This window comes from Allobosea sp. GW822-FHT05A11 (assembly GCF_058800455.1).
This window is the reverse complement of the sequence record NZ_JBXAMI010000002.1, coordinates 344,285-368,084: the sequence shown is the minus strand read 5'-3', so window position 1 is coordinate 368,084 and position 23,800 is coordinate 344,285. Positions and strand designations below refer to the sequence as shown.

The following is a 23,800-nucleotide window of genomic DNA, read 5'->3' as shown; positions in this document are numbered from 1 at the left end:
GCTGGGGCCGAACCCGCGTCCGGATGTGGCACGGGCCTATCTGACTTCGTTGACATAGGCGTGAGCGGCCGTCGTCGCGCGGTGCCATCCGAGGATGGTGGGAACGCCCGCCTGATCGTAGGCGACCTCGTCGATCGTCAGCACGGCCTCACGCCCGCCGAGTTCGAGTAGCGCGATATCCTCGTCATCGGCGAGATCGGCGGTGATCTGTTCGCGAACCGCGGAAATCCGGATACCGTAGCGTTCCAGCAGGTGGAGATAGAGCAGGGGCGGCAGGTCGGTGGTGCCGCACGGCCAGTCCGGCAGCCGTTCCTGTGCCATGACCATCCTGTCGTGCATCACCGGGCGGCCATCGACATGGCGAATGCGGCGAATCCTGATCACGCCTCCGGCCCTGATCTGCAGCGCCTCCGCCTGTGCCGGCGTGGCGGGCAGGGCCTCGACGCTCAGGAACCGGCTGGTCGAGTGGACGAGACTGCCATCGGCCCGGTGCAGGCGGAAATACTGGAAGAAGAAGCGCAGGCTGTGATGCGGCGTCCGGCCGGTCACGACCGTGCCGGTCTTGCGGCGGCGCGTCAGCAGCCCCTCCGCCACCAGATCGCTCATCGCGCGGCGCACCGTGCCGACCGCGATGCCGAAGCCCTGGGCGAGGGACGTCTCGCTGGGAAGAACCATCCCCGGCTGCCATTCGCCGACCAGGATCGCTTCCGACATGTGTCGCTTCACGCGCTCATAGAGCGGCGCGGCTTCGCCGGCGCCGAAATTCGGCAGGGTCGGCGCCGTGGCTCTGGCATCGCTGCCCGTTCCGATCGCAGCGGCCGTCGCATTTTTGGCATTGACAGGGGGCATGCCGCTGAGTCCTATTTCTATATAGTTTATATGAAAGAGAGGGGACCGCAAATGGCATTGCCAGAAGCGGCATTTCGATTGCTCCATCGCAGATCGTACGGGCGCCGGACAAGCGCGGCGTCGCTGGGCTGAACGATGGTCGAGCCTGTATCCCTCCGACAAAACGAGACGCCGCTGGCGGAGGCCTGCGGCTGGATTGCCGCCAATGCCGACGATGCGGTCGCCGGGCTCGGCCGGATGATCGCGGTCGACACCTCGTTCCCGCCCGGCCTGGGCTATGATGATTTCGCCGGGCTGATGGAGGAACTCGTCGCCCCGCTCGGCTTCGAGGCCGAACGGGTCACGGTGCCCGAGAGCCTGTGGAAGGTGCCGAATGGACCGGCGGCAGGCCCGCGCACGAACCTGATCGCCAGCCGCGCCGGCGGGAAGCCGGCCTGCGGCCTTTATTTCCATGTCGACACCGTGCCGGCCGCGGCGGGCTGGAAAACCGATCCGCTGCGCATGGAGCGCGACGGCGATCGCCTGATCGGCCTGGGCGCAGCCGACATGAAGGGTTGCGTCGCCGCGATCCTGCTGGCGTTGCGCGCGGCCCGGACCTGCGGCGTCGAACTCGCCTACGATCCGATGCTGCTGTTCTGCACCGACGAGGAGGGCGGCCTCTATCCCGGCATCCGCTATCTCGCCGAGCAGGGCCGCCTTCCCGAGCACATCCTCAACTTCAACGGCAGCGCCGAGGCGCGGGTCTGGGCCGGCTGCTTCGGCCTGTTCAATCTGCTCGTCCGCATCCATGGCCAGGCCGTCCATGCCGGTGAAGGCAACCGCAAGGGCTCCGGCCTCAACGCGATCGACGGCGCGCTACCCCTGCTCAACGCGCTGACGGAGCTGAAGGCGCAGATCGCAACCCGTGTCTCGGCCCTGCCGCCGCCGCCCGGCAAGCCGCCGCTTGCAGCCCAGCTCAACCTCGCCGCGATCCAGGGCGGCACGGCCGGCGGGCAGGTTCCGGCCCTTGTCGAGCTGACGCTCAACCGGCGCTATGCCCCGGAGGAGCGCTTCGAGGAGGCTCTGGCCGAGATCGAGGCGGTGATCCGCCGCAGCACCGCCGCCGTGCCGGGCCTTTCGGTCGAGACGGCGCTGGTCGGGCATCTGATGCCGACCGCCGACCCGGCCGGGCCGCATTGGCCGCGCTGGCAGGCCGCGATGGGGCAGGGCTTCGGCTATGCGCCGGAGGACTTCCGCAAATGGGGCGCGGCGAGCTGCTCCGATTTCGGCTGGGTCCAGCGCGCGACCGGCCGGCAGGAGGTGCTGCTCGGCGGGCTCGGCCGGCCCGACCGCAACATCCACTCGCCGGGCGAATACACCACGGTGCCGGACATCGTCTCGCTGGCGCAGGCGGTACTGTCCTATCTCGCCGCCGATTTCAGGCCCGACATCAACCCCGATCTATCCCCCAAGAGCTGAAGGAGCGTTCCATGCCGAGCATCCATCGTCGCGATTTCCTCGCCGCTTCCGCCGCTCTCAGCGGCCTCGCCCTGTCCGGCGTTCCGGCCTTCGCGCAGACGCCGCGCCGGGGCGGCACGCTGCGCGTCAGCGTCGACCAGGCGGTTTCCAAGCTCAATCCGCTCGTGACCCGCGTGAACCCGGAATATCTCGTCGCCGAACTGCTCTACTCCAACCTGACCCGGCTCAAGCCCGACATGAGCGCCGAGCCCGATCTCGCTGAATCCTGGACGAATTCCGCTGACCTGACCGAGTGGACCTTCGCCCTACGCAAGGGCCTGAGCTTCCATGACGGCTCGCCTTGCACGGCGGCCGATGTCGTTGCGACCTTCGAGGCCATCCTCGACGCCAAGACCGCTTCGCCGGCCCGCCAGAATGTCGGCCCGATCGCCAAGGTCGTGGCGAAGGACGATGCCACCGTTGTCTTCAGCCTCTCGGCTCCCTTCGCCGACCTGCCGGTGACGCTCGCCTACACCAACGCCAAGATCGTGCCGGCCGCGGTCATCAAGGGTGGCCTCCAGAAGCTCGACCGCGAAGCCGTCGGCACGGGCCCGTTCAAGCTCGTCTCCTTCGAGCCGGAGCGGCAGATCGTCGTCGCCCGCAACGACGCCTATTACGACAAGGCCCGGCCCTATCTCGATCGGATCGAGATCCTCGTCTTCCCGGATGTCAGCGCCGAGGCGTCCGCGCTCATCGCTGGCGATACCGACCTGATCAGCACGACCCCGCCGACCGAATTCGGCCGCCTGCAGAAGGCGAGCGGCGTCAAGGCGCTGCGCGTGCCGTCGGGCCAGTTCTGCAACGTCAATTTCGGCTGCGACCAGAAGCCCTTCAACGATGTGCGCGTGCGCCAGGCGCTGGCTCTCACCGTCGACCGCGCCGCCATGGTCGATTTCGTCACCGAGGGCTTCGGCTCGCCCGGCAACGATACGCCGCTCAACCCGGCCTATCGCTTCTATGCCGACCTGCCGGCCAAGAAGGCCGACATCGCCAAGGCCAAGGCGCTGCTCGCGGAAGCCGGCTATCCCAAGGGGCTCGAGGCGACGCTGATCGCCTCCGACCGGCCGGGCCAGCGCACCCAGCTCGCCGTCGCCCTGCGCGAAATGGCCAAGCCCGCCGGCTTCGACATCAAGGTCGAGACCATGCCGCATGCGACCTATCTCGATCAGGTCTGGAAGAAGGGCTCCTTCTATGTCGGCTTCTACAACATGCAGGCGACGGCCGACGCCATCTTCTCGCTGCTCTACACCTCGAACGCCGCCTGGAACGAGACGCGCTGGAACAATGCGGCCTTCGACAAGGTCGTCTTCGAGGCACGGGCGACCGTCGACGAGACCAAGCGCCGTGCGCTCTATGCCGAGGCACAGAAGCTGATGAATGCCGAGGTGCCCTCGATCATCCCGGCCTTCTTCGACCTGCTCGGCGCCCAGCGCGAATGGGTCGAGGGCTATCAGCTACATCCGCGCGGTGCCGTGTTCCGGCTCGACCATGTCTCGCTCGGCGCCAACGCGCCGAAGCGTAGCTGAGCAAGCGGGGCGAGCCAGCGTGTCGCCGGCCTATATCCTCAAGCGGATCCTGCTGATCGGCTACACGCTGCTCGTCGTGTCGCTGATCGTCTTCGCGATCACCCAGGTCTTGCCGGCGGACGCTGCCGTGATGATGCTGGGCGAGAACGCGACGCCTGATGCGCTGGCGGCGCTGCGGACCAAGATGGGGCTGAACGACCCCATCTGGATGCAGTATCTGCACTGGCTCGGCGGTGTCGTCCGCGGCGATTTCGGCGTCTCGATGCGCACCGGCCAGCCGGTCGCGCCGGCGATGATCGAGGCGCTCGGCCGCTCGCTGCTGCTCGCCCTGTTCTCGATCCTGCTGATGCTGGCCGTCGCAATCCCGCTCGGCATTGTCGCGGCGGTGAGAAGGGGCAGGGCGGCCGATCTCGGCGTCAGCTTCCTGTCCTATGTCGGCGTTTCGGTGCCGGAATTCGTCACGGCGACGCTGGTCGTGCTCGTCCTAGCCGACTGGCTGCAATGGCTGCCGGCGACGGGCTACGTGCCGCTGACGGAGGACCCGTTGCGCGGCTTGAAGCATCTCGTCCTGCCGGTGCTGACGGTCTCGATGATCCTGATCGCGCATGTCTCGCGCATGGTGCGCTCCGAACTCGTCGACGTGCTGCACTCCGATTATATCCGCGCCGCACGTCTGAAAGGGCTGTCGAAGCGGCAGGTGCTGTTCAAGCATGGCCTGCGCAACGCACTGCTGCCGACGATCACGATCGTCGCGCTCGATGTCGGCTATCTGCTCGGCGGCGTCATCGTGGTCGAGGAGATCTTCGCGCTGCCGGGCATCGGCCGGCAGCTCATCGTCGCGATCCAGGCGCGCGACCTGCCCTCGATCCAGGCCGGCGCGCTGATCATGGCGACGACATATGCCGTCGCCAATTTCCTCGCCGACATCGCTTACGCCTGGCTCGACCGGAGGATCCAGTATGATTGAGATCCTCAGGCGCATGCTGCGCTCGCCGCAAGGCGCGCTCGGCCTCGTGATCGTCGGGTTGATCCTGCTCGTCGTGATCGCCGGACCCTGGGTCGCGCCGCAGGACCCCGAGAAGATGGCGCCGCTGATGCGCTACAAGCCGCCGAGCGCCCAGTTCTGGCTCGGCACCGACCAGTATGGCCGCGACATCCTCAGCCGCCTGCTGCATGGCGCCCGCGCGACCGTCGTCATGGCGGTGCTGGCGACGGCGCTGGGCACACTGGTCGGCGCCGTGATCGGCACCGTCTCGGCCTTCCTCGGCGGGCGCAGCGACGAAGCGATCATGCGCACGGTCGATGCGATCATGTCGATCCCGAGCCTGCTGCTGGCGCTCCTGATCGTGAACCTGCTCGGCAAGAGCAGCCTCAACGCGCTGCTCGCTATCGCGCTCGCCTTCGCGCCGGGCATGGCGCGGGTGACGCGCTCGGTCGCGCTGTCCGTGCGCAAGCAAGATTATGTCAATGCCGCGGTGGCGCGGGGCGAAAGTGCGGCCTTCATCGTCGGGCGCGAGATGCTGCCAAACGTGGTGGCACCGATCATCGTCGAGATGACGATCCGCGTCGCCTTCGCGGTGATGCTGTTCGCGACGCTCTCCTTCCTTGGGCTGGGCGCCCAGCCGCCGGCGTCCGAATGGGGGCTGATGGTCTCGGAGGCCCGCCGCTTCATGCATCTGAGCGCCTGGATGATCCTGTGGCCTAGCCTTGCCATCGCGCTGGTCGCGATCGGCTTCAACCTGCTCGGCGACGGCCTGCGCGATGCGCTGAACCCGAGGACCTGAGCGATGAGCGAAACGATCCTCGACATCGCCGGCTACGGTCTCGACTACGCGACGCCGACCGGCTTCATGCGCGCCCTCGACGACGTGACGCTCCAGGTCGCCAAGGGCGAGGTGCTCGGCCTCGTCGGCGAATCCGGCTCCGGCAAGACCTCACTCGCCTGGGCGATCATGCGCTATCTGCCGGCGACTGCCCGCGAGACAGGCAGCATCCGCCTGACCGGGCAGGACCTGCTCAAGGCTTCGGAAGCCGAGATCGAGGCGATCCGCGGCAAGCGCATCGGCATGGTCTTCCAGGATCCGAGCACCTCGCTCAACCCGACCCTGTCGCTCGGCGAGCAGCTCGCCGAAGTGCTGGTGCGCCATCGTGGCCTGACCCGGAAACAGGCCTGGGCCGAGGGCGAGGAACGGCTCGCCCGTGTCGGCCTGAAGATCCCGAAGCAGATGATGCGGCGCTACCCCCATGAGGCATCGGGTGGCGAGAAGCAGCGCGTGGTCATCGCCACCGCCTTCGCCTGCCAGCCGGAATGCATCATCTTCGACGAGCCGACGACCGCGCTCGACGTGATCACGGCAAGGCAGATTCTCGACCTCTTCAAGGAGCTGCAGGCCGAGACCGGCGTCGCCTCGCTCTACATTTCGCATGATCTCGCGCTGGTCTCGCAGATCGCCACGAAGGTCGCGGTGATCCATCGCGGCCGGATCGTCGAGGAGGGGGCGCTCGGTGACGTCTTCGCCCGGCCGCAGGATGCCTATACCCGCAAGCTGCTCGCTGCCGTGCCGCGGCCGGACCGCCGATTGGTCGAGACGAGCGCGCCCGAAGCAACGAAGCCCCTGGTCGAGGTCGAGAAGGTCAGCGTGCTCTATGGCCGCAAGCCCTTCCTCGGGGCTCTGCTCGGTCGCGCCAACACACAGTTCACGGGCAACCGGGAGGTCAGCCTGTCGGTAATGCCCGGAGAAATCCTGGGCATCGTCGGCGAGTCCGGCTCGGGCAAGTCGACGCTCGCCAAGGCGATGACGGGGCTCAACCGCTTCGAGGGCGAGATCCGCTTCGCCGGCCGCCGGATCACCGGTCTCGGCGATATGGACCGGGCCTATCGCCGCGATGTCCAGATCATCTTCCAGCACCCAGATTCCTCGCTGAATCCGCGCCAGCGCATCCGGGAGATCCTGTCGCGGCCGCTCGCGCTCTATGGCGAGCCGGGCGCTCGCCGGGACGCGGCTGCGATCGGCGAATTGCTGGAGCAGGTCAGGCTGCCGGCGGCTTACGCCGAGCGCTATCCGCATCAGTTGTCCGGCGGCGAGAAGCAGCGCGTCGCCATTGCGCGCGCCTTCGCCTCCAAGCCCAGGCTCGTGATCTGCGACGAGATCACCTCGGCGCTCGACGTCTCCGTGCAGGCCTCGGTCGTCGAGCTTCTGGTCGATCTGCAGAAGCGCTTCGGCACGGCCTATCTATTCATCACCCACGATCTCAATCTGGTGCGCCAGATCGCCCACCGGATCGCGGTGATGTATCGCGGCGACCTCGTCGATCTCGTCGATATCGCCGCGCTCTCGACCGGCCCCCTCCACCCCTACACCCAATCCCTGCTCGAAGCCGTGCCCGCCCCGGCCACGGCCGCCTGACATTCGAGGCCATACGCATGAATCCCCGCGACCTGATCCATTCGCTCGACGAGAAAGCCTGCCTCGCGCTCCTTTCCGACTGGGTGAAGCACAAGAGCTATTCGGAGACCGAGGGCGAGAAGGCGCTCGTCCACCATGTCGTCGGCCAGATGAAGGCGATGGGCATCGAGGCGGAGGCGCAGGCCTTCGACGAGGGCCGGCGCGCCAACGCCATCGGCCGCTGGAAGGGCACGGGCGGCGGCAAGAGCCTGCTGTTCAACGGCCATCTCGACACCAATCCGGCGACCGAGGGCTGGACCGTCGATCCCTGGGGCGGCGTGGTCGACGACGAGTTCATCTACGGCATCGGCGTCTCCAACATGAAGGCGGGCGACGCGGCCTATTACTGCGCGGTCAAGACGCTGATCGACGCCGGCGTGAAGCTGAAGGGTGATGTCATCCTGACCTTCGTCGTCGGCGAATTGCAGGGCGGCGTCGGCACGGTCGCGGCGATCCGCAACGGCATCCGCGCCGACTACTTCGTCAACAGCGAGCCGACCGACCTGCAGGCCGTCACCATGCACGCCTGCGCCTTCTCCTTCATCATCGAACTCACCGGCAACACCCGCCATCTCTCCAAGCGCGAGCAGGCGGTCGACGCGATCATGGCAGCCTGCGACCTGATCCCGCGGCTCAACGCCATGACGTTCTCGGGCGCGCCGTCGGCCGAGCATGAATCGATCAACCGCGTCCATGTCGGCGTCGTTCACGGCGCGCTCGGCAAGGAATTGCATGAATGGCGCGCGCCGCAGGTGGCGGATTACTGCAAGCTCAAGGGCTCAGGCCGCTTCGCGCCCGGGCAGACGCAGGAGGGCGCGCTCGCCGACATGCAGCGCGAACTCGCCGGGCTGGAGCAGCGCTTCCCGGGATTGAAGACCTCCATTCGCGTGGAGAAGAAGGAAGGACATCAGTCGATGCCGGCCTTCGAGGTCGCCAAGGACGCCCGCATCGTCAAGACCGTCAATGCGGCCTACGAGGCGGTGCGCGGCGAGAAGCAGCCGACGGGCGCGATCAAGCCGCCGGGCTTCTTCGGCACCGATGCCGGCCATCTCTATGCCGAGGCCGGGATGGAGGGCATCGTCTGCGGGCCGGGCGGGCGCTACAACACCATGCCCGACGAGCGCGTCGATATCCGCGACTTCCTGGACATGGTCCGCATCTACCTGCTGACCATCCTCGATATCTGCGAAGTCGCGTGAGCCTGCTCTTTCCGCCCGAGGAGTTCGCAAGGCGGGTCGCCAAGGCCCGCGCGGCGATGACGGAGGCGGGTGCCGAACTGCTGCTCGTCGACCATGCCGAGTTCCTGGCATGGCTGACCGGCTACACGGTCTCCGAGACGATGTACCGGGCCGCCTTCCTGCCAAGGGAGGGCGAGCCCTGGTTCGTGCTGCGCGACCTCGACGCCGGCCCGTGCCGGGATGCCTGCTGGTTCGGGGATATCGTCGGCTTCGCGGATACATCGGAGCCGCATCAGGCCATGACCGACGAGATCCGCCGGCGCGGTTTCGCGCAGGCTCGGATCGGCGCCGACCACGCCTCCTACGGTTTCACTGCGGCGACGCGCGAGCGCCTCGCCGCGCTCCTGCCCGATGCGCGCTTCGTCGACCTGCCGCGTGCGAGCGATCTGTTGCGGGCGGTGAAGTCGCCGGCCGAGATCGCCCTGATCGCAGAGGCGGCGGCAATCGCCGACAAGGCGATGGCGGCCATTGCCGCGAAGGCCCTGCCGGGAATCTCGCCGCGTGCCGCGGCTGCGGTCGCAGCCGCCTGTTTCCTGGAGAACGGAGCCGATACCGGCGAGACCGGCCCCATCGTGCCGGGCGTCGGCGATCACGAGTTTCTTCATGGCGTGATGACGGCCCAGCCGCTGGCCGAAGGCGACATCCTGCATGTCGAGCTGATCCCGAAGCGTCGCAACTACGGTGCGCGGCTGATGCGGCCGGTGCTGATCGGGGCGGACCGGCGCGGGTTGTCGCCGCTCGCCGCGCGTCTCGTCGCCTTGCAGGATCGGCAGATTGCGGCGATGCGGCCAGGCGCTCTGGCCTGCGAGGTCGATGCGATCCTGCGCGGCGCCGTGCTCGCGGAGGGCTTGCGCCCGGTCTATGACAACGTCACCGGATATGCGCTCGGTCTGTATGGCCGCACGCCGCGCACCAGCGACTTCTCCCGCGTCTTCCTGCCGAACGCGCGCTGGCAGCTCGAGGAGGGCATGGTCTTTCACATGTATGTGTCGGCAGGTGGCCTGGGCTTCAGCGAGACCGTTGTCGTGGAGGCGGGCGGTGGGCGACGCCTGACATCGGCGCCGCGCGCGCTGCTTTCGGCCGGCTCGCGGTAGGTCGTGCTGATCCAGTCTCGGGTCGTGGCGCTTCGTGCCGAGGCGGCCAAGCTGCCTTGGTGAGCGATCGCCCGCTGCGACACTGGCCGGGTGCCGTTGGAATGACGGCTCTTGCGACGCTCGCGATCAGGCACCGATCATCTCGCGCAGATGGCGCGCGAACAGGGCCGGTAGCGAAGGCAGCGGCCTGCCGCTTTTCTTGACGAGGCTGATCTGCCTGACGAAGCCGACGGCCTCTATCGGGCGCGAGCGCAGGTTGGGAAATGCATCGATCTCCTTTGCCGAGGAAGGCAGGAAGGTGATGCCCAGCCCGGCCTGCACCATCCCGGCCGCCGTCATCATGTAGGTCGCTTCCCCCGCCGCCGTCGGGATCAGGCCGGCGGCGTGGAAGCCCGTCTCCACCACGGCCCGGACGCTCGTATCGGGGTCCATCATGATCAGCGGGTAGAGCAGGAGCAGGTCAGGCGTCACCGCTTGCGCCTCCGCAAGCGGGTGGGCGTGGGGGAAGACGACATGCATGCTGTCTTCGAAAGCCAGCAGCACGTCGACATTACCTGTGTTCGCCGGACCGCCGGTGATCCCGAGATCGACCTCCTCCGCCTCGACCAGCGACAGGATGCGGCGTGCGATGACATCCCGGATACGGAAGTCGGCTCCGGGATGGACCGTGCGGAATGACTTGATGGCTCGGGGCAGCAGGCCTGCGGCGGCGGTCGGCAGCGCGGCGATCCTGACCAGGCCCTGATAGCCGGTTCCCTGGTTGCGGACGTCGCCGATCACGCCATCCAGGTCCTGGACCAGACGCGCCAGAACCGGCAGCAGGTCGCGCCCGGTCTGGGTCAGTGTGACCGACCGCGACGTCCGCTCGAACAGCCGGACCGACAGCGCCTCCTCGAGCTTCCGGATCTGCACCGTCAAGGTCGGCTGGGCGACATGCAGCAACGCAGCTGCGCGCGTGAAGCTGTTCAATCGCGCGACGGCCACGAAAGCCTTGATTTGACGGAAGCTGACATCCATAGGAAAAAGCTATTGTAGAGATTGAATTATTTCAATTGTTTAATCGTAACTGAGCCCTCAGCCTGTGCGGCATGAGATCGATCAGACTTGGCGCTGGGGCAGGTTTCGCGGGGGATCGGATCGAGCCCGCCATCGAGCTCGCCCGCAACGGGCGCCTCGACTATCTCGTCTTCGAATGCCTTGCCGAGAGGACGATCGCGCTGGCCCAGCAGGCGCGGCTCGCGGATCCGTCCAAAGGATACGATCCCCTGCTCGAACGGCGCATGCTCGCCGTGCTTCAGCCATGCCGCGACGCCGGCACCCGGATCGTCACCAATATGGGGGCCGCCAATCCGCTGGCGGCTGCCGAACTCGTCCGCGACGTCGCGCGCCGCCAGGGGCTGACCGGCCTCAAGGTTGCGGCCGTGACGGGCGACGACGTTCTCGAACAGATTCGCGGCAGCGACATCGCGCTCCTTGAAGGCGGCAGGCTGGCCGATCTCGGTGATCGCGTGATCTCGGCCAACGCCTATATCGGCGCCCGCCCGATCGCCGATGCGCTTGGGCGTGGGGCGGATGTCGTCGTTACCGGTCGCGCGGCAGATCCCGCCCTGTTCCTGGGGCCTCTCATCCATGCCTTCGGCTGGAAGCCGGACGACTGGGAGAAGCTCGGCAAGGGCGTGCTGGTCGGCCATCTGCTGGAATGTGCCGGACAGATCACCGGCGGCTACTTCGCCGATCCGGGCGTGAAGGATGTTCCCGGTCTCGCGCGGCTGGGCTTTCCGATCGGGGAAGTCAGCGAAAACGGCGACCTGATCGTCACCAAGCTGGACACGGCCGGCGGAGCCGTGACGACCGCCACGGTCAAGGAACAGTTGCTCTACGAGATCGAAGATCCTGCCCGCTATCTTCAGCCTGACGTCGTCGCCGATTTCTCGCGCGTGCGTGTCCATTCGGCAGGAGCCGATCGCGTGGCTGTCGAAGGCGGGCGCGGAGAGCCCAGCACCGGCCTGCTCAAGGTCTCCATCGGCTATCGCGACGGGTTCGTCGGTGAGGGGCAGATGTCCTATGCGGGCACTGGTGCGGTCGAGCGTGGCCGCCTGGCGCTCGAGATCGTGCGCGAACGCCTGGCGCTCTGCGGCGCCCCCATGACGGAAGCCCGGTTCGACCTGATCGGCGTCGACGCCTTGCACGGCGCTGAGCTGTCGCGCGGCGGCGATCCCTACGAGGTCCGCATCCGCGTTGCCGCGCGCACCGATGCCGCAGATAGCGCCAGGGCGATCGGGGACGAGGTCGAGACGCTCTACACCAACGGCCCGGCCGGCGGCGGCGGGGGCTGGAAATCGGTCAGGCCGGTCATCGCGATCGCTTCGGCCCTGGTGCCCCAGAGCATCGTCTCGACCCAGCTCAGCTTCTTCGAGGCCTGACGCCATGAAGCTTCGCCAGATCGCGCATTCCCGGACCGGCGACAAGGGCAACGTCGCGACCCTATCCGTCATTGCCTTCGATGAAGGCGATTACCCCTTCATCGCCGAACACGTCACGGCAGCGCGCGTGGCGGCGCTCTTCGCCGGCGTCGCGAGCGGCCCTGTCTCGCGTTACGAACTGCCTGCGCTCGGCGCCCTGAATTTCGTCATGAAGGGCGCCCTCGGCGGCGGCGTGACACGCTCGCTGGCGCTCGACGCCCACGGCAAGGGCCTCAGCTCGGCACTGCTCGATCTCGACCTGCCGGAACCGGCGCGCGCCGGGCGGCACCCGCTGACATGACGACAAACACATCCAGGAGGGGAACGACAATGGCCACAAGACGCGGATTTCTCGCCGGCATGGCATCCGCCCTGAGCATGCCGTCCATCGTGCGAGCCCAGGGCGCCTCCGTCCTCAAATTCGCCCCGCAATCGGATGTCGCGATTCTCGATCCGATCATGAGCGTGTCCTACGTCACGCGAAACCACGCGATGCTGATCTTCGACACGCTGTATGGAGCCGACGAGCATAACCGGGCCCAGCCGCAGATGGTCGAGGGCCATCTCGTCGAGCAGGACGGGTTGCAGTGGACGCTGACCTTGCGGGAGGGGCTGCGCTTTCATGACGGCTCGCCGGTTCTCGCCCGCGACGTGGTCGCAAGCCTGAAACGGTGGTGGAAGCGCGACAATGTCGGCCAGGTCCTGGCGGCGCTCACGGACGAGCTTTCGGCCGTTTCGGATCGGGCGGTCCGTTTTCGGCTCAAGGCGCCTTTCCCGATGCTGCCGGACGCTCTCGGCAAGTTCGGGACCAACAACGCGGTCATCATGCCGGAGCGGCTCGCGCTGACGGAAGCGACCGTCCAGGTGACGGAGATGGTCGGCAGCGGTCCCTATCGCTTCGTTCCCGGGGAGAGGGTGCCGGGCAGTCGCCTCGCCTATGAAAAATTCGCGGGTTACGTGCCGCGCCAGGGTGGCCAGACCAGCGCCTTGGCCGGCCCCAAGATCGCTTATTTCGACAGGGTCGAGTGGGTGGTCATGCCCGATGTCGCGACCGCCGCCTCGGCGCTTCAGACCGGGGAAATCGATTGGTGGGAGCAGCCCGCCTCCGATTACTGGGACCTGCTCGCCTCCAAGGACAACGTCAAGCTCGACCTGATCGACACGTTCGGCTCAGCCGGGGTGATCCGCTTCAACTTCCTGCAGGGGCCGACGAGCGATGTGCGCGTCCGGCGGGCCGCATTGGCAGCCATCAGCCAGAAGGACGTGATGACCGCGGTCATCGGCGAGGACCCCAAATACTGGCGCGACAAGGTCGGGTATTTCCTACCCGGCACACCGATGGCCAGCACGATCGGTCTCGACGCGCAGAAGGAGCCGCCGGATCGGGACTTCGTGCAGCGCACGCTGAAGGAAGCCGGCTACAAGGGAGAGCCTCTCGTCTACCTCGTGCCGGGCGATATCGCCACGCTCAAGGCCCAGGGCGAGGTGGTGACCGACGCGCTCAAGCGGGCCGGCTTCAACATCGACATGCAGGTGATGGACTGGGGCACGGTGCTCGCCCGCGCAAACAACCGGGAGGCCCCCGACAAGGGTGGATGGCACATTGTCGGGACGTTCACCGCCGGCGTCGGCTTGCTCAACCCGTCGAGCAACAACTTCCTGCGTGGGAGCGGCACCTCCGCCATCTTCGGCTGGTCCGACATCCCGCGGCTCGAAGAACTCCGCATGGACTGGTTCAGGGCCGCGGACGAAAAGGCCCAGGCCGCGATCTGCGCCGAGATCCAGCAGGTCGCCTTCGAGGCGGTGCCATACGCACCGACCGGCCTTTACTACCAGCAGACCGCCTATCGCAGCAATCTGACGGGCGTGCAGAAGGGCCTGCCGCTGTTCTATGGAGTGCGCCGGACATGAGCGCGGACAAGGCGGAGCCGCGTCGTTACGTCCCCCAAGGCGAGGATTTCCTCCTGCTCTCGCCGACATGGCAGGCCTATGCCTACCGCAATGTCGACAGCATGTTCGCCACCCGGCCTATTCGGCGAGGCCAGCAGGCCTTTCCGCTCAAGCGGGCTGCCGAAATCGCGGTCGAGTACGAAACGGGCGGCGAGCGCTGGGGCATCGACGATTATATCTATCGGGCCAATGTCGCCGGGCTTCTCGTCTTGCAGGGCGATACCATCCGGCTCGAGCGCTATGCGCTGGGCCTGGAGGAGCATCTGCGATGGTCATCCATGTCGATGATCAAGTCGCTGACGTCGACGCTGGTCGGCGCCGCACTTCAGGATGGGGCCATCGCGAGCCTCGACGATGCGGTCTCGCTCTATCTGCCGGCGCTGCGCGGCAGCGCCTATGATGCGGTCAGCGTCCGCAATCTCATCACCATGTCGTCGGGCGTCGACTGGAACGAGGATTACACCGACCGCAATTCCCATGTGAACCGCTACAGCAAGTCGCTAGGCGACAAGGTCCCGGGAGGCGTCCTGGCCCTGATGCGAAGCGTGCGCGGCCTGCACAAGCCGGGCACGCAATTTCTCTACAACACCGGCGATACCTATGTTCTCGGTGCGTTGCTCTCGGCAGCCACGGGCCGGACGCTGGCCGACTACATGTCCAGCAAGATCTGGTCGCGGTTCGGCATGGAATTCGATGCCTTCTACACGCTTGAGTCCGAGGGCGGCCAGGAGATCGGCGGCAGCCGCGCCGGCATGGCGCTGCGGGACTTCGGCCGGTTCGGGCTTTTTCTGCTGCAGGGCGGCGTGATCGGCGGCGAGACCGTCCTGCCACCGAATTGGCTCGACGACGCCGGTTCGCGCGTGTTCACCCTCGATCCGTCGACGAACAGCTATGGTGCCGATGGCTACGGCTATAGCTGGTGGATCGACCCCGACGGCGCCATGGTCGCCGTGGGTTTCGCCGGGCAGACGCTTTATGTGAACCGCAAGGCCAACGTCGTCATCGTGACGCTGTCGTGCCAGCCCCAGCCCCCGTTCGCGGCCAGCTACGACATCGATATCAGGTCTGAACGGTTCGCCTTCAAGGACGCCGTGCTCGACCGTCTCCGGGAGGGCGGCTGACAACGGCCGTCGAGCGGCGTTTCACGCACTCAGCATGGCCGTCGCGGCTGATGCCTGCCAGCCCTGCAGCTCGCGCCAGTTAGGCTCCAGTTCGGCGAAGCGCGACAGCTTGAAGGAAGAGATATCGGCGAAGCTGCAGGCCCCGTCGAGCACGAGATCGCGGATCGCATGACCGCTCGCCGGCGACAGGCCGAAGCCGACGCTCGACAGCGTGGCGACCACGACATTCGTTTGCGCATCGAGCCGGTCGATCACCGGGCGGCCATCCGGCGTATTCTCGATCACGCCGGCCCAGGAGCGGATGATGCGGGCATGGGCGGCCTTGGGCAGAAGCTCGGCCAGGCGCTTGCCCATGTGCAGCATCAGCGGGGTGGTTGGTTTCGCCGGCGTGCCTTCCTGGGCCAGAGCCAGCCATTCATGCGGTCCGCCGCCATAGGCGAGGTTGCCGCGCAGCGTCTGGCGGCCATAGAGGCCGCAACCGTCAACGCCGCCGAGCGGCATCAGGGGGAGGGGCTCCGTCACGATCATCTCGCAGCGGGCTGACTGCACCGGCACTTCCTGTCCGAGCATTGCCGAGAGCCGTCCGGTCTGCGGGCCGGCCGCGAGCACGAGGCTGTCGCAGCCGATCAGGCCGCGATCGGTCTCGACCGCGGTGATGCGCCCGCCCTCGCTGCGGAACCCGGTGACGGTGGTGTGCTGGAGAACGCGCCCGCCATGGTCCTGCATCGCCCAGGCGTAGCCCTGTAGCGTGCGGTGTGGATTGGCGTGGCCGCCGAACTTGTAGTGATAGCCGCCGACGACGGTGTCACCCGCCAGCGGCACCATCTCCTTGGCCTGCTTGACGTCGAGTACCGCCGACTGGAAGCCCTGCCGCTCGGCATTGCGCAGCGCGCGCCCATAGAGCGCCATCTGGTGTTCGCTGGCGGCGAGGCGGATGCGCTCGCCCCTGAACTCGGTGGGATACCCGAGCAATTCGTCCATGATCGGCCAGAGCCGCTGTTCCTCGACGAAAAGAGGCGAATGGTGGTGCGAGCAGCCGCCGCCATTGCGGCCGGAGGCCTCCCAGCCGATCAGCCCCTTCTCCAGCACCAGCACGTCGACGCCGTCCCGCGCCAGCCACCAGCCGGCGGAGAGGCCGGTGACGCCGCCACCGACGATGACGACCGAAGCTCCCTTGATCTCGCTCATGGCGGCTCTCACTCGCTCGCGACCGGGCCGGTCGCGTCGTTGCTCGCGACGGTGTAGCGCTCCGGCACCTCCCAGAACGGCACCCATTGCGCGTGCATGCCGAACCAGGTGTCCCAATGCTCCGCTTGACCGGGCGCCTCCGGCATAGGCGCCGTCATCGCCAGCGGCATCGGCCTGACCGGGGCGCGATAGCCGGCGAGCGGGATCGCGGAAAGCGGTTGTGCGGCACCCAGCGCCAGCAGGCCTGCGACCTGCTCGCGGCAGCGGCGCCCCTGGCAGGGGCCCATGCCGGCCCGCGTCAGCCGCTTGACCTGGTCTGGATTGGGCGGGCCCTCGCCGAGCAGCGCCGACAGCGAGCGATCGTTGCGGCGCTCGTCCCGCCAGTCGAGATAGCGCGGCGGGCGAACCTCGAGGATCTCGCGGGCCGTCACCTCCTCGCATTGGCAGACATGGAATTCGGCCCGCGCCTCGATCACGCTCGCCCGAACCCAGGCCAGGCGGTAGTCGCCGATGTCGTAGGCCGGTGCCGGCGGGTTTTCGGACTTGGTTCCCGTCGCAACCTGACCCAGCGCCACCACGGCGCGCGCGGCCTCTGCCTCGGCGATCGTGCGGTCGCGGGTCTTGGCCGGCCAGATCCCGGCGCAATCGCCGACCGCATGGACATGGGGGAGGCTGGTGCGCTGATCCGCATCCAGAACCGGGGCATAGCCGCCACGTCCGGCCTGGAACGACAGCTTGCCGCCGGCCGCATCGAGCAGGTCCACGACCGGCGTGGTGCCGACCGCGAGCACGATGCCCTCGCAGGCGATGGCGCGCTCGTTGCCCGCCGGCCGGCCCGTTTCGTCCAGTCTTGCGACCATCGCCGCCTCGACCGCGTCGCGGCCCGTCGCCTCGCGCACGACATGGCCGGTCAGGATGTCCGTGCCGCCTTGGCGCAGGCTGGCCAGCAGGTCTTCGTCGCCCACAGGTTCCGGCGCCTGCTCGACGATCGCTGCGATCGTGACGCCCGCCTCGCGCAAGGCGATCGCGGTGGCCAGCGCTTCCGTGTTCGAGCCGAGAACGATCACCTTGCGCGGGCCGAAGGCGCCGTAGCGCGCCGCGAGATTGAGGGCGGCGGTGGCGCCCAGCACCCCCGGCTTCTCCCAGCCGGGAAAGCCGAGGCCCATGTCGCGCCGGCCGCAGGCAAGGATGACGTGCCGGGCCTGCACCAGAACGCTGCGCTCCGCGTCGGCAAGGCCTGCGACGAGGCCGGGCATCCAGCCGAGCGTCGGCCCGTTCGCATAGAGCCCCCAGCAGGCCGTCCCGAGGCGGACGTCGACCCCCGCTTCGAAAGCCTCCTCGATCCGCGGTTCGGAGGCGATGAAGGCCTCCATCATGGCGTTGCGGTTGCGGGCATTCGCCGCCATGCCCTGCCCGAAATGCAGGGGCACATCGTCGCCCATCGTCGTGAACGGAACCGGGTTCTCGTCGACCAGCAGGACACTGAGCCCGCGCGCCGCGGCCCCGATCGCGGCTTCGAGCCCGGCCGGTCCGCCGCCGACGACGAGCACGTCGACCTTCTCGTCGATCGGCAGGGGCTTGCCGGTGACGGATTTGGGGTCTGAGGCCGGGACGTTCATGGATCACCCTTGCGAATGACGCTGTTCAGTCTCGGGTCGATACCGGCTGAGGTTCGGCCCGGTTGGTGCGGCGTGGCGTGTCAGAGCACCTGTTCGAGGAAGGCGCGCGTGCGCGGCTCGCGCGGCGCGCCGAAGAAATCTGCCGGCGGCGCATGCTCGACGATGACGCCGCCATCGGTGAAATAGACGTGGTCGGCGACCTCGCGGGCGAAGCCCATCTCGTGGGTGACGAGGATGCAGGTCATGCCCTCCGAGGCGAGGTCGCGGATGGTGACCAGCACCTCCTTCTTGGTCTCGGGGTCGAGCGCGGCGGTGACCTCGTCGAACAGCATCACCTTGGGGTTCATCGCCAGCGAGCGCGCAATCGCGACGCGCTGCTGCTGCCCGCCCGAGAGCTCGCCCGGATAGGCGTCGTGCTTGTGCGAGAGCCCGACCTTGGCGAGCAGGCGCCTGGCCCGCTCCTCGACCTCGGCCCGGTCCTGCTTCAGCACATGGATCGGCGCCATCATCACGTTCTGCAGCGCGTTCTTGTGCGGGAACAGATTGTACTGCTGGAAGACGATGCCGACGTCGCGGCGCAGCGCCAGCTTGTCGAGCGCGGGATCGTTGACCTGCCGGCCGGCGACAGTGATCGAGCCCTTGTTGATCGGCACCAGCGCGTTGATGCAGCGCAGCAGCGTCGACTTGCCCGAGCCGGAGGGGCCGATGACGCAGACGGTCTCGCCGCGGCGGATGGTGAGGCTGACATCCCTGAGGACCGGGAAGGCGCCGAAGGCCTTCTCGACCCCTTCGATGACGACGACCGGCTCGCCGAGTTGGTGTCTGGCGACCATGGTCATCCCTTCACGTTGAAGCGGCGTTCGAGCGCCATGGTGAGGCGTGCGATCGGGTAGCAATAAGCGAAGAACATCAGGAGCAGCAGCAGGTACATCGGCAGCATCAGCTCCGGCCGGCTCTCGGCGACGAGCGCGGCGCGCGTCACCGTCAGCCCGTCCTGGATGCCGACGACGGAGATCAGCGTCGTCGCCATGGTCAGGATGGCATAGAGGTTCATCCAGGGCGGGATCATCCGCTTGAAGGCCTGCGGCAGGATGATCATCCACATCGTCTGCCGGCGGGTGAAGGCGAGCGCCTCGGCCGATTCCCACTGGCCGGACGGAATCGAGCGGATGCCGCCGCGCACGATCTCGGAGACGTTGGCCGCGACCGGGAGCGCCAGCCCGATGATCGCCTTGATCCAGGCCGGGAAGGCGATGGTGACCGGGCCGAGCCTGATCTCGAAGGGCAGCAGGAACATCGCGTAGAACAGCAGGACGAGCCAGGGCGCGTTGCGGAAGAACTGCGTTGCGGCCCAGGCCGGCTTGCGCAGCGCCGCGGATGGCGAGACCTGGCCGATGCCGAACAGCACGCCGACCGCCGTGCCCAGCGCCATCGAGAGGAAGCTGATCAGCAGGTTGAACAGGAAGCCCTGGAAGATCAGCGGCGCCCAGCGCCACAGGATGGTCACGGCGCCGTCGCGCGCCGCCGGCCCGGTCGCCTGCGCCACGGCTAGCGAGGCGGCGAAGACGATTGCCGTGCCCGCGACGAGGCCGGCGCTCAGCAGGGCCGGTGCGGCAAGGCCGCTGGGCGCGATCGGCGCGGCGCGGAACGGTTTCAGGACCGGGAGATCGGTGGCGCCCGCCTTCATGGCATGTAGCCCGGAATGCGCATGGCCTTCTCCCAGCGATGCATCACCCAGACCAGCACCGCGACGAGCAGCACATAGACGACGAGCAGCACGTTCATCATCTCGCGGACGTTGAACATCTCCGACCAGATCTGCGATGCCGCGTAGAGCAATTCGGGCACGCCGATCGCATAGGCGAGGGTGGTGGTCTTCACGAGATTGACGAGGTTGTTGTTGAGTGCCGGCAGGCAGATGCGGAAGGCCAGCGGCAGCACGATCTGGCGCCAGAGCTGGAATCGGGTGTAGCCGAGCGATTCCGCCGCCTCGACCATCGTCTCGGGCACGGCCTCGATCCCGGCGCGGAAGATCTCGACATTGAACGCCCCGGCGAAGAGCGAGAAGGCGATGATCGCCCAGCCCGTGCCGCTGACCAGCGGGGACTGCCCGCCGAAGCCGTCCGAGACGGTCGGCAGCATGCTGCCGACAGCGAAATAGAAGAAGGAGAGCTGCACCAGCGGCGGCGTGTTGCGGAAGAACTGGACATAGATCCGCACCACGAGGCGGCCGAGCCGCGAGCCGCTGCCCGCAACCCAGACGCCGATGAGCCCGATCGCCAGCGAGGCCAGGATCGAGACGACGCAGATATAGGTCGTGGTCCACAATCCCGTGAGGAAGCGGGAGCGATCGAAAGCATCGTAGAAGATCGAGAAGTTGAGCCCCTGCGTATCGTTCAGGCGCTCGAAGAAGGCTGCGATCATGAGCTCTTCCGTTTGGCTCCGGGTCATTCCGGCCAAGCCGCGCGGAGCCGGAATTCATCGATCGGCGTCGGTGCTCTACGATGGATTCCGGGTCTCGCTTCGCTCGCCCGGAATGACGAGGGAGGCAGCAGGATCGGCGGGCGGTTTTACGAGCCCTTCAGCTTCTTGTTGGTCTCGATCAGGTAGGGGCTCTGCTTGATGCCCCATTTGGTCTCGAGCGCCAGCAGCTTGCCGCTCTTGTGCCACTCGACCGACATCTCCTTGAGCAGCTTGCCGAAAGCGCCGTCGAGATCGTCGAGACGCACGGCGATGGCCCAGAGCTGCGGGTCTTCCGAGACGAGCGGCATCTCGTAATTTGCCCATTTCGGGTCGCCGCCCGAGAGCGTCGAGACGATCAGCGTGTCGTCGAAGAGGAAGGCGACGCAGTTGTTGCCGAGCAGCGCGTTCAGCCCGTCCGGCACCGACGGGAACACGACCAGCTCCGGCGAGTAGACCTGCGAGACGCGGCGGTTGTAATAGGCCCCCTGCACGGCGCAGACCTTGCGGCCCTTCAGGTCTTCCCATTTCTTGAGGCCGGCGCTCTTGGGCGCGAGCACGTTGGTGGCGCCGGCATAGTAGTTCGGCTCGATCATGCCGATCTGCTTGCGTCGCTCGGCCGTGTCGCCGAGCGTTGCGGCGATCATGTCGATGCGGCCCTGGCGCAGGAACTCGATGCGATTGGCGGCGATGACCGGCACCATCTCCAGCTTGACGCCGAGCTTGGCGGCAACCTCCTGCGCGAGATCGATCTCGAGGCCGACGATCTTGCCTGACGGATCGAGGAAGCCCCAGGGCTTGTAGTCGTTCTTCACGCCGACGGTGAGGACGCCCTTCTCCTTGATCTTGGCGAGGGTGTCCTGCGCCATGGCAGGTGCGGCGGCGAGCGTGGCGGCGACCGCCAGCGCGAGAGCGGTGAGCTTGTTCATCGGTCGCGATCCCCTGTGTTTTATTTGAAGCCTTAGACTTCAGGTGGATCGGTACGCAGAATTGACCCCATGCGACGCATTCTTGACGTTTAGCGCCGAGCGATGGGGTGGTGGGGCAGCCGCTCCGATCGGGGAGGATGGCCGAAGCGCCCGCTATAGCTGCGGGAGAAATGGCTGGCGCTGGCGAAGCCGCAGGCGAGGGCGATTTCCAGGATCGACAGGCTGGTCTGCCGCAGCAGGTCGCGCGCCCGGTCGAGGCGCAGGGCCAGGTAGTGCTCGCCCAGCGACCGGCCGAGATGCTGGCGGAACAGGCGTTCGAGCTGGCGCAGCGAGACATTGGCCAGGCGGGCGAGGGCTTCGCGCGGCTCCGGGTCCTCCAGCGTCTGTTCCATGCGGGCGATGACCCGCAGCAGAGGCGCATGCGCGATGCCCAGCCGTTCGCGCAGCGGCATGCGCTGGGGCCCTGCGCCCTCCCGGACCTGGGTCTGCAGGAACCACTCGCTGACGGCGAGCGCGAGGTCGCTGCCATGCTCGCGGGCGATCACGGCGTGCAGCATGTCGAGCGGGGCCGTACCGCCGCTGCATGTCAGCCGGTCGCGATCGATCTCGTAGAGCGAGCGGCGCAGGTCGAGGCGAGGGTACTCTTCCAGGAAAGCGGCCGCATGCTCCCAATGGATCGTGAACCGGTAGCCGCTCAACAGGTTGGCCCGCGCCAGCAGATAAGGGCCGCCCGAGACGCCGCCGATCCGGACGCCCCGCCTTGCCAGCTGCCGCAGCCAGGAAAAGGTCGGCTGGTGGTGGAAGAGCGCGGGGTTTCCCCCGGCGCAGACGAACAGGTAATCGAGCCGGAGCTCGGCCCCGACGGGAGCATCCGCCGCGATGGCGACGCCGTTCGATGCGGGGGCGGGCGCTCCGTCGATCGAGATATGGCTCCAGCGATAGAGCGGGCGCCCCGACAACCGGTTGGCGGCCCGCAGCGGCTCGATCGACGAGGCATAGGGCAGCAGCGCGAAATCCGGGATCAGCAGGAAGCCGACATGGGTCGGTGTGCCGTCGTCGCTTCCAGACAATCGCATGTCGCTATCAAGCATGTCGTCGAACTTATGTCGGTCAATCTCTCGATGACAAGATCGACCGGATCATCCGATGCGCTATTCCGCCTTCTCGCTGCTCGCCCAGGCTTTCCGGGGCCACAAGGGTTGGACGCCGGCCTGGCGCGACCCTGAGCCCAAAGCTGAATACGACGTCATCATCATCGGCGGCGGCGGACATGGGCTCGCCACGGCGCATTACCTCGCCAGCCGGCACGACATCACCAATGTCGCGGTGCTGGAGAAGGGCTATCTCGGCTCCGGCAATGTGGGCCGCAACACCACGATCATCCGCTCGAACTATCTCCTGCCCGGCAACACGCCGTTCTACGAATTGTCGATGAAGCTCTGGGAAGGGCTGGAGCAGGACCTGAACTACAACGCCATGGTCAGCCAGCGCGGCGTGATCAATCTCTATCACTCGGACGCCCAGCGGGACGCCTTCGCCCGCCGCGGCAACGCGATGCGGCTTGCTGGCGTCGATTCAGAACTGCTCGGCCAGGAGCAGGTGAGGGCGATGCTGCCCTATCTCGATTACGACAATGCCCGTTTCCCTGTGCAGGGCGGGCTATTGCAGCGCCGCGGCGGCTCGGCCCGGCACGATGCGGTGGCCTGGGGCTATGCGCGCGCCGCCGACAGTCGCGGCGTCGACATGCTCCAGAACTGCGAGGTCACCGGCATCACCATGGTCGGTGGACGGGCGGTCGGCGTCGAAACCTCGCGCGGGCCGATCCGGGCGAAGAAAATCGCCATGGCGGTCGCCGGCAACTCGGGGCGGGTGGCGGCGATGGCCGGCCTGCGCCTGCCGATCGAGACTCACGTACTTCAGGCCTTCGTGTCGGAGGGATTGAAGCCCCTGATCGACACCGTCGTCACCTTCGGCGCCGGGCATTTCTACATCAGCCAGTCCGACAAGGGCGGGCTGGTCTTCGGCGGCGATATCGACGGCTACAATTCCTACGCCCAGCGCGGCAACCTGCCGGTGATCGAGGACGTGATGGAATCGGCCATGGCGCTGTGGCCGGGCCTCGGCCGGGTTCGCATGCTGCGCCACTGGGGCGGCGTCATGGACATGTCGATGGACGGCTCGCCGATCATCGACACGACGCCGGTGGATGGGCTCTACCTCAATTCCGGCTGGTGCTATGGCGGCTTCAAGGCGACGCCGGCCTCGGGCTTCTGCTTCGCCCATCTGATCGCGACGGGGAAACCGCACCCTGTTGCAGCCGCCTATCGGCTCGATCGCTTCGCCACCGGGCGACTGATCGACGAAAAGGGCGCCGGCGCCCAGCCGAACCTGCACTGACCGCGCGCTGCCGAGGACCTTGCC

21 protein-coding genes are annotated in these 23,800 nt (G+C 67.3%); 12 read left to right on the top strand and 9 right to left on the bottom strand.

The features are described 5' to 3' along the window. Nucleotides 1-36: 36 nt before the first annotated feature. The gene (locus tag AC1RLU_RS07110; protein ID WP_492794689.1) at nt 37-849 is read right to left on the bottom strand and encodes a GntR family transcriptional regulator; all 813 of its coding nucleotides are present in this window, start codon (nt 847-849) and stop codon (nt 37-39) included. Between the two features lie 135 nt (nt 850-984). Between AC1RLU_RS07110 and AC1RLU_RS07105 the strand changes: the two genes are divergently transcribed. The 7 genes from AC1RLU_RS07105 to AC1RLU_RS07075 are packed head-to-tail and all read left to right on the top strand — an operon-like array spanning nt 985 to nt 9,650. Next, complete coding sequence (locus AC1RLU_RS07105) at nt 985-2,307, top strand: M20 family metallopeptidase (RefSeq protein ID WP_492794687.1); 1,323 nt, start codon at nt 985-987, stop codon at nt 2,305-2,307. An 11-nt stretch (nt 2,308-2,318) separates the two neighbouring features. Further along, a complete protein-coding gene (locus AC1RLU_RS07100; RefSeq protein WP_142115401.1) occupies nt 2,319-3,872 on the top strand; it encodes an ABC transporter substrate-binding protein in 1,554 nt (517 codons plus the stop codon). Nucleotides 3,873-3,891: 19 nt separating this feature from the next. Beyond that, nucleotides 3,892-4,839, top strand: coding sequence for an ABC transporter permease (locus AC1RLU_RS07095; RefSeq protein WP_492794684.1), 948 nt, complete (start codon nt 3,892-3,894; stop codon nt 4,837-4,839). Beyond that, nucleotides 4,832-5,656, top strand: coding sequence for an ABC transporter permease (locus AC1RLU_RS07090; RefSeq protein ID WP_091855338.1), 825 nt, complete (start codon nt 4,832-4,834; stop codon nt 5,654-5,656). Before AC1RLU_RS07095 ends, AC1RLU_RS07090 begins: the two co-directional genes overlap by 8 nt. Nucleotides 5,657-5,659: 3 nt before the next feature. Continuing rightward, a complete protein-coding gene (locus AC1RLU_RS07085) occupies nt 5,660-7,279 on the top strand; it encodes a dipeptide ABC transporter ATP-binding protein (RefSeq protein WP_492794682.1) in 1,620 nt (539 codons plus the stop codon). 17 nt (nt 7,280-7,296) lie between these two features. After that, a complete protein-coding gene (locus tag AC1RLU_RS07080) occupies nt 7,297-8,517 on the top strand; it encodes a M20 family metallopeptidase (protein ID WP_061963480.1) in 1,221 nt (406 codons plus the stop codon). Beyond that, nucleotides 8,514-9,650: a M24 family metallopeptidase gene (locus tag AC1RLU_RS07075; protein ID WP_492794680.1), complete on the top strand. Its 1,137-nt coding sequence runs from the start codon at nt 8,514-8,516 to the stop codon at nt 9,648-9,650. Before AC1RLU_RS07080 ends, AC1RLU_RS07075 begins: the two co-directional genes overlap by 4 nt. 126 nt (nt 9,651-9,776) lie before the next feature. On the opposite strand, the gene AC1RLU_RS07070 is transcribed toward AC1RLU_RS07075, so the two are convergent. Continuing rightward, nucleotides 9,777-10,667, bottom strand: coding sequence for a LysR family transcriptional regulator (locus tag AC1RLU_RS07070; protein ID WP_492794678.1), 891 nt, complete (start codon nt 10,665-10,667; stop codon nt 9,777-9,779). Between the two features lie 71 nt (nt 10,668-10,738). On the opposite strand from AC1RLU_RS07070, the gene AC1RLU_RS07065 reads away from it, so the two are divergent. From AC1RLU_RS07065 to AC1RLU_RS07050, 4 genes are read left to right on the top strand one after another with little or no spacing between them, the layout of a single operon-like run. Beyond that, complete coding sequence (locus AC1RLU_RS07065) at nt 10,739-12,073, top strand: acyclic terpene utilization AtuA family protein (protein WP_492794676.1); 1,335 nt, start codon at nt 10,739-10,741, stop codon at nt 12,071-12,073. 4 nt (nt 12,074-12,077) lie between these two features. Continuing rightward, nucleotides 12,078-12,413 carry an AtuA-related protein gene (locus AC1RLU_RS07060; protein ID WP_492794674.1) on the top strand — a complete coding sequence of 112 codons (336 nt, stop codon included), beginning with the start codon at nt 12,078-12,080 and terminating at the stop codon, nt 12,411-12,413. Between the two features lie 29 nt (nt 12,414-12,442). After that, on the top strand, nt 12,443-14,023 hold the full coding sequence (locus AC1RLU_RS07055; RefSeq protein WP_492794672.1) for an ABC transporter substrate-binding protein: 1,581 nt from the start codon (nt 12,443-12,445) through the stop codon (nt 14,021-14,023). Next, nucleotides 14,020-15,183: a serine hydrolase domain-containing protein gene (locus AC1RLU_RS07050; protein WP_492794671.1), complete on the top strand. Its 1,164-nt coding sequence runs from the start codon at nt 14,020-14,022 to the stop codon at nt 15,181-15,183. The genes AC1RLU_RS07055 and AC1RLU_RS07050 overlap by 4 nt, the downstream gene beginning before the upstream one ends. A gap of 21 nt (nt 15,184-15,204) precedes the next feature. Here AC1RLU_RS07050 and AC1RLU_RS07045 read toward each other — a convergent pair whose 3' ends face one another. The 7 genes from AC1RLU_RS07045 to AC1RLU_RS07015 form a co-directional block, all read right to left on the bottom strand. Further along, on the bottom strand, nt 15,205-16,371 hold the full coding sequence (locus tag AC1RLU_RS07045) for an NAD(P)/FAD-dependent oxidoreductase (protein ID WP_492794669.1): 1,167 nt from the start codon (nt 16,369-16,371) through the stop codon (nt 15,205-15,207). An 8-nt stretch (nt 16,372-16,379) separates the two neighbouring features. Next, nucleotides 16,380-17,990 carry an FAD-dependent oxidoreductase gene (locus AC1RLU_RS07040; protein ID WP_492794667.1) on the bottom strand — a complete coding sequence of 537 codons (1,611 nt, stop codon included), beginning with the start codon at nt 17,988-17,990 and terminating at the stop codon, nt 16,380-16,382. Nucleotides 17,991-18,070: 80 nt separating this feature from the next. Beyond that, nucleotides 18,071-18,829 carry an amino acid ABC transporter ATP-binding protein gene (locus AC1RLU_RS07035; RefSeq protein WP_492794666.1) on the bottom strand — a complete coding sequence of 253 codons (759 nt, stop codon included), beginning with the start codon at nt 18,827-18,829 and terminating at the stop codon, nt 18,071-18,073. Continuing rightward, nucleotides 18,826-19,677 carry an amino acid ABC transporter permease gene (locus tag AC1RLU_RS07030; protein ID WP_492794664.1) on the bottom strand — a complete coding sequence of 284 codons (852 nt, stop codon included), beginning with the start codon at nt 19,675-19,677 and terminating at the stop codon, nt 18,826-18,828. The genes AC1RLU_RS07035 and AC1RLU_RS07030 overlap by 4 nt, the downstream gene beginning before the upstream one ends. Beyond that, entirely contained in the window at nt 19,674-20,414 is a 741-nt protein-coding gene (locus AC1RLU_RS07025; protein ID WP_061963457.1) for an amino acid ABC transporter permease, read from the bottom strand. The genes AC1RLU_RS07030 and AC1RLU_RS07025 overlap by 4 nt, the downstream gene beginning before the upstream one ends. 146 nt (nt 20,415-20,560) lie before the next feature. Continuing rightward, the gene (locus AC1RLU_RS07020; RefSeq protein ID WP_113585835.1) at nt 20,561-21,379 is read right to left on the bottom strand and encodes a transporter substrate-binding domain-containing protein; all 819 of its coding nucleotides are present in this window, start codon (nt 21,377-21,379) and stop codon (nt 20,561-20,563) included. An 89-nt stretch (nt 21,380-21,468) separates the two neighbouring features. After that, nucleotides 21,469-22,455, bottom strand: a complete 987-nt coding sequence (locus AC1RLU_RS07015; RefSeq protein ID WP_244492673.1) for a GlxA family transcriptional regulator — start codon at nt 22,453-22,455, stop codon at nt 21,469-21,471. 70 nt (nt 22,456-22,525) lie between these two features. Between AC1RLU_RS07015 and AC1RLU_RS07010 the strand changes: the two genes are divergently transcribed. Then, the gene (locus AC1RLU_RS07010; RefSeq protein WP_492794661.1) at nt 22,526-23,776 is read left to right on the top strand and encodes a sarcosine oxidase subunit beta family protein; all 1,251 of its coding nucleotides are present in this window, start codon (nt 22,526-22,528) and stop codon (nt 23,774-23,776) included. The last annotated feature ends 24 nt before the right edge of the window (nt 23,777-23,800 follow it).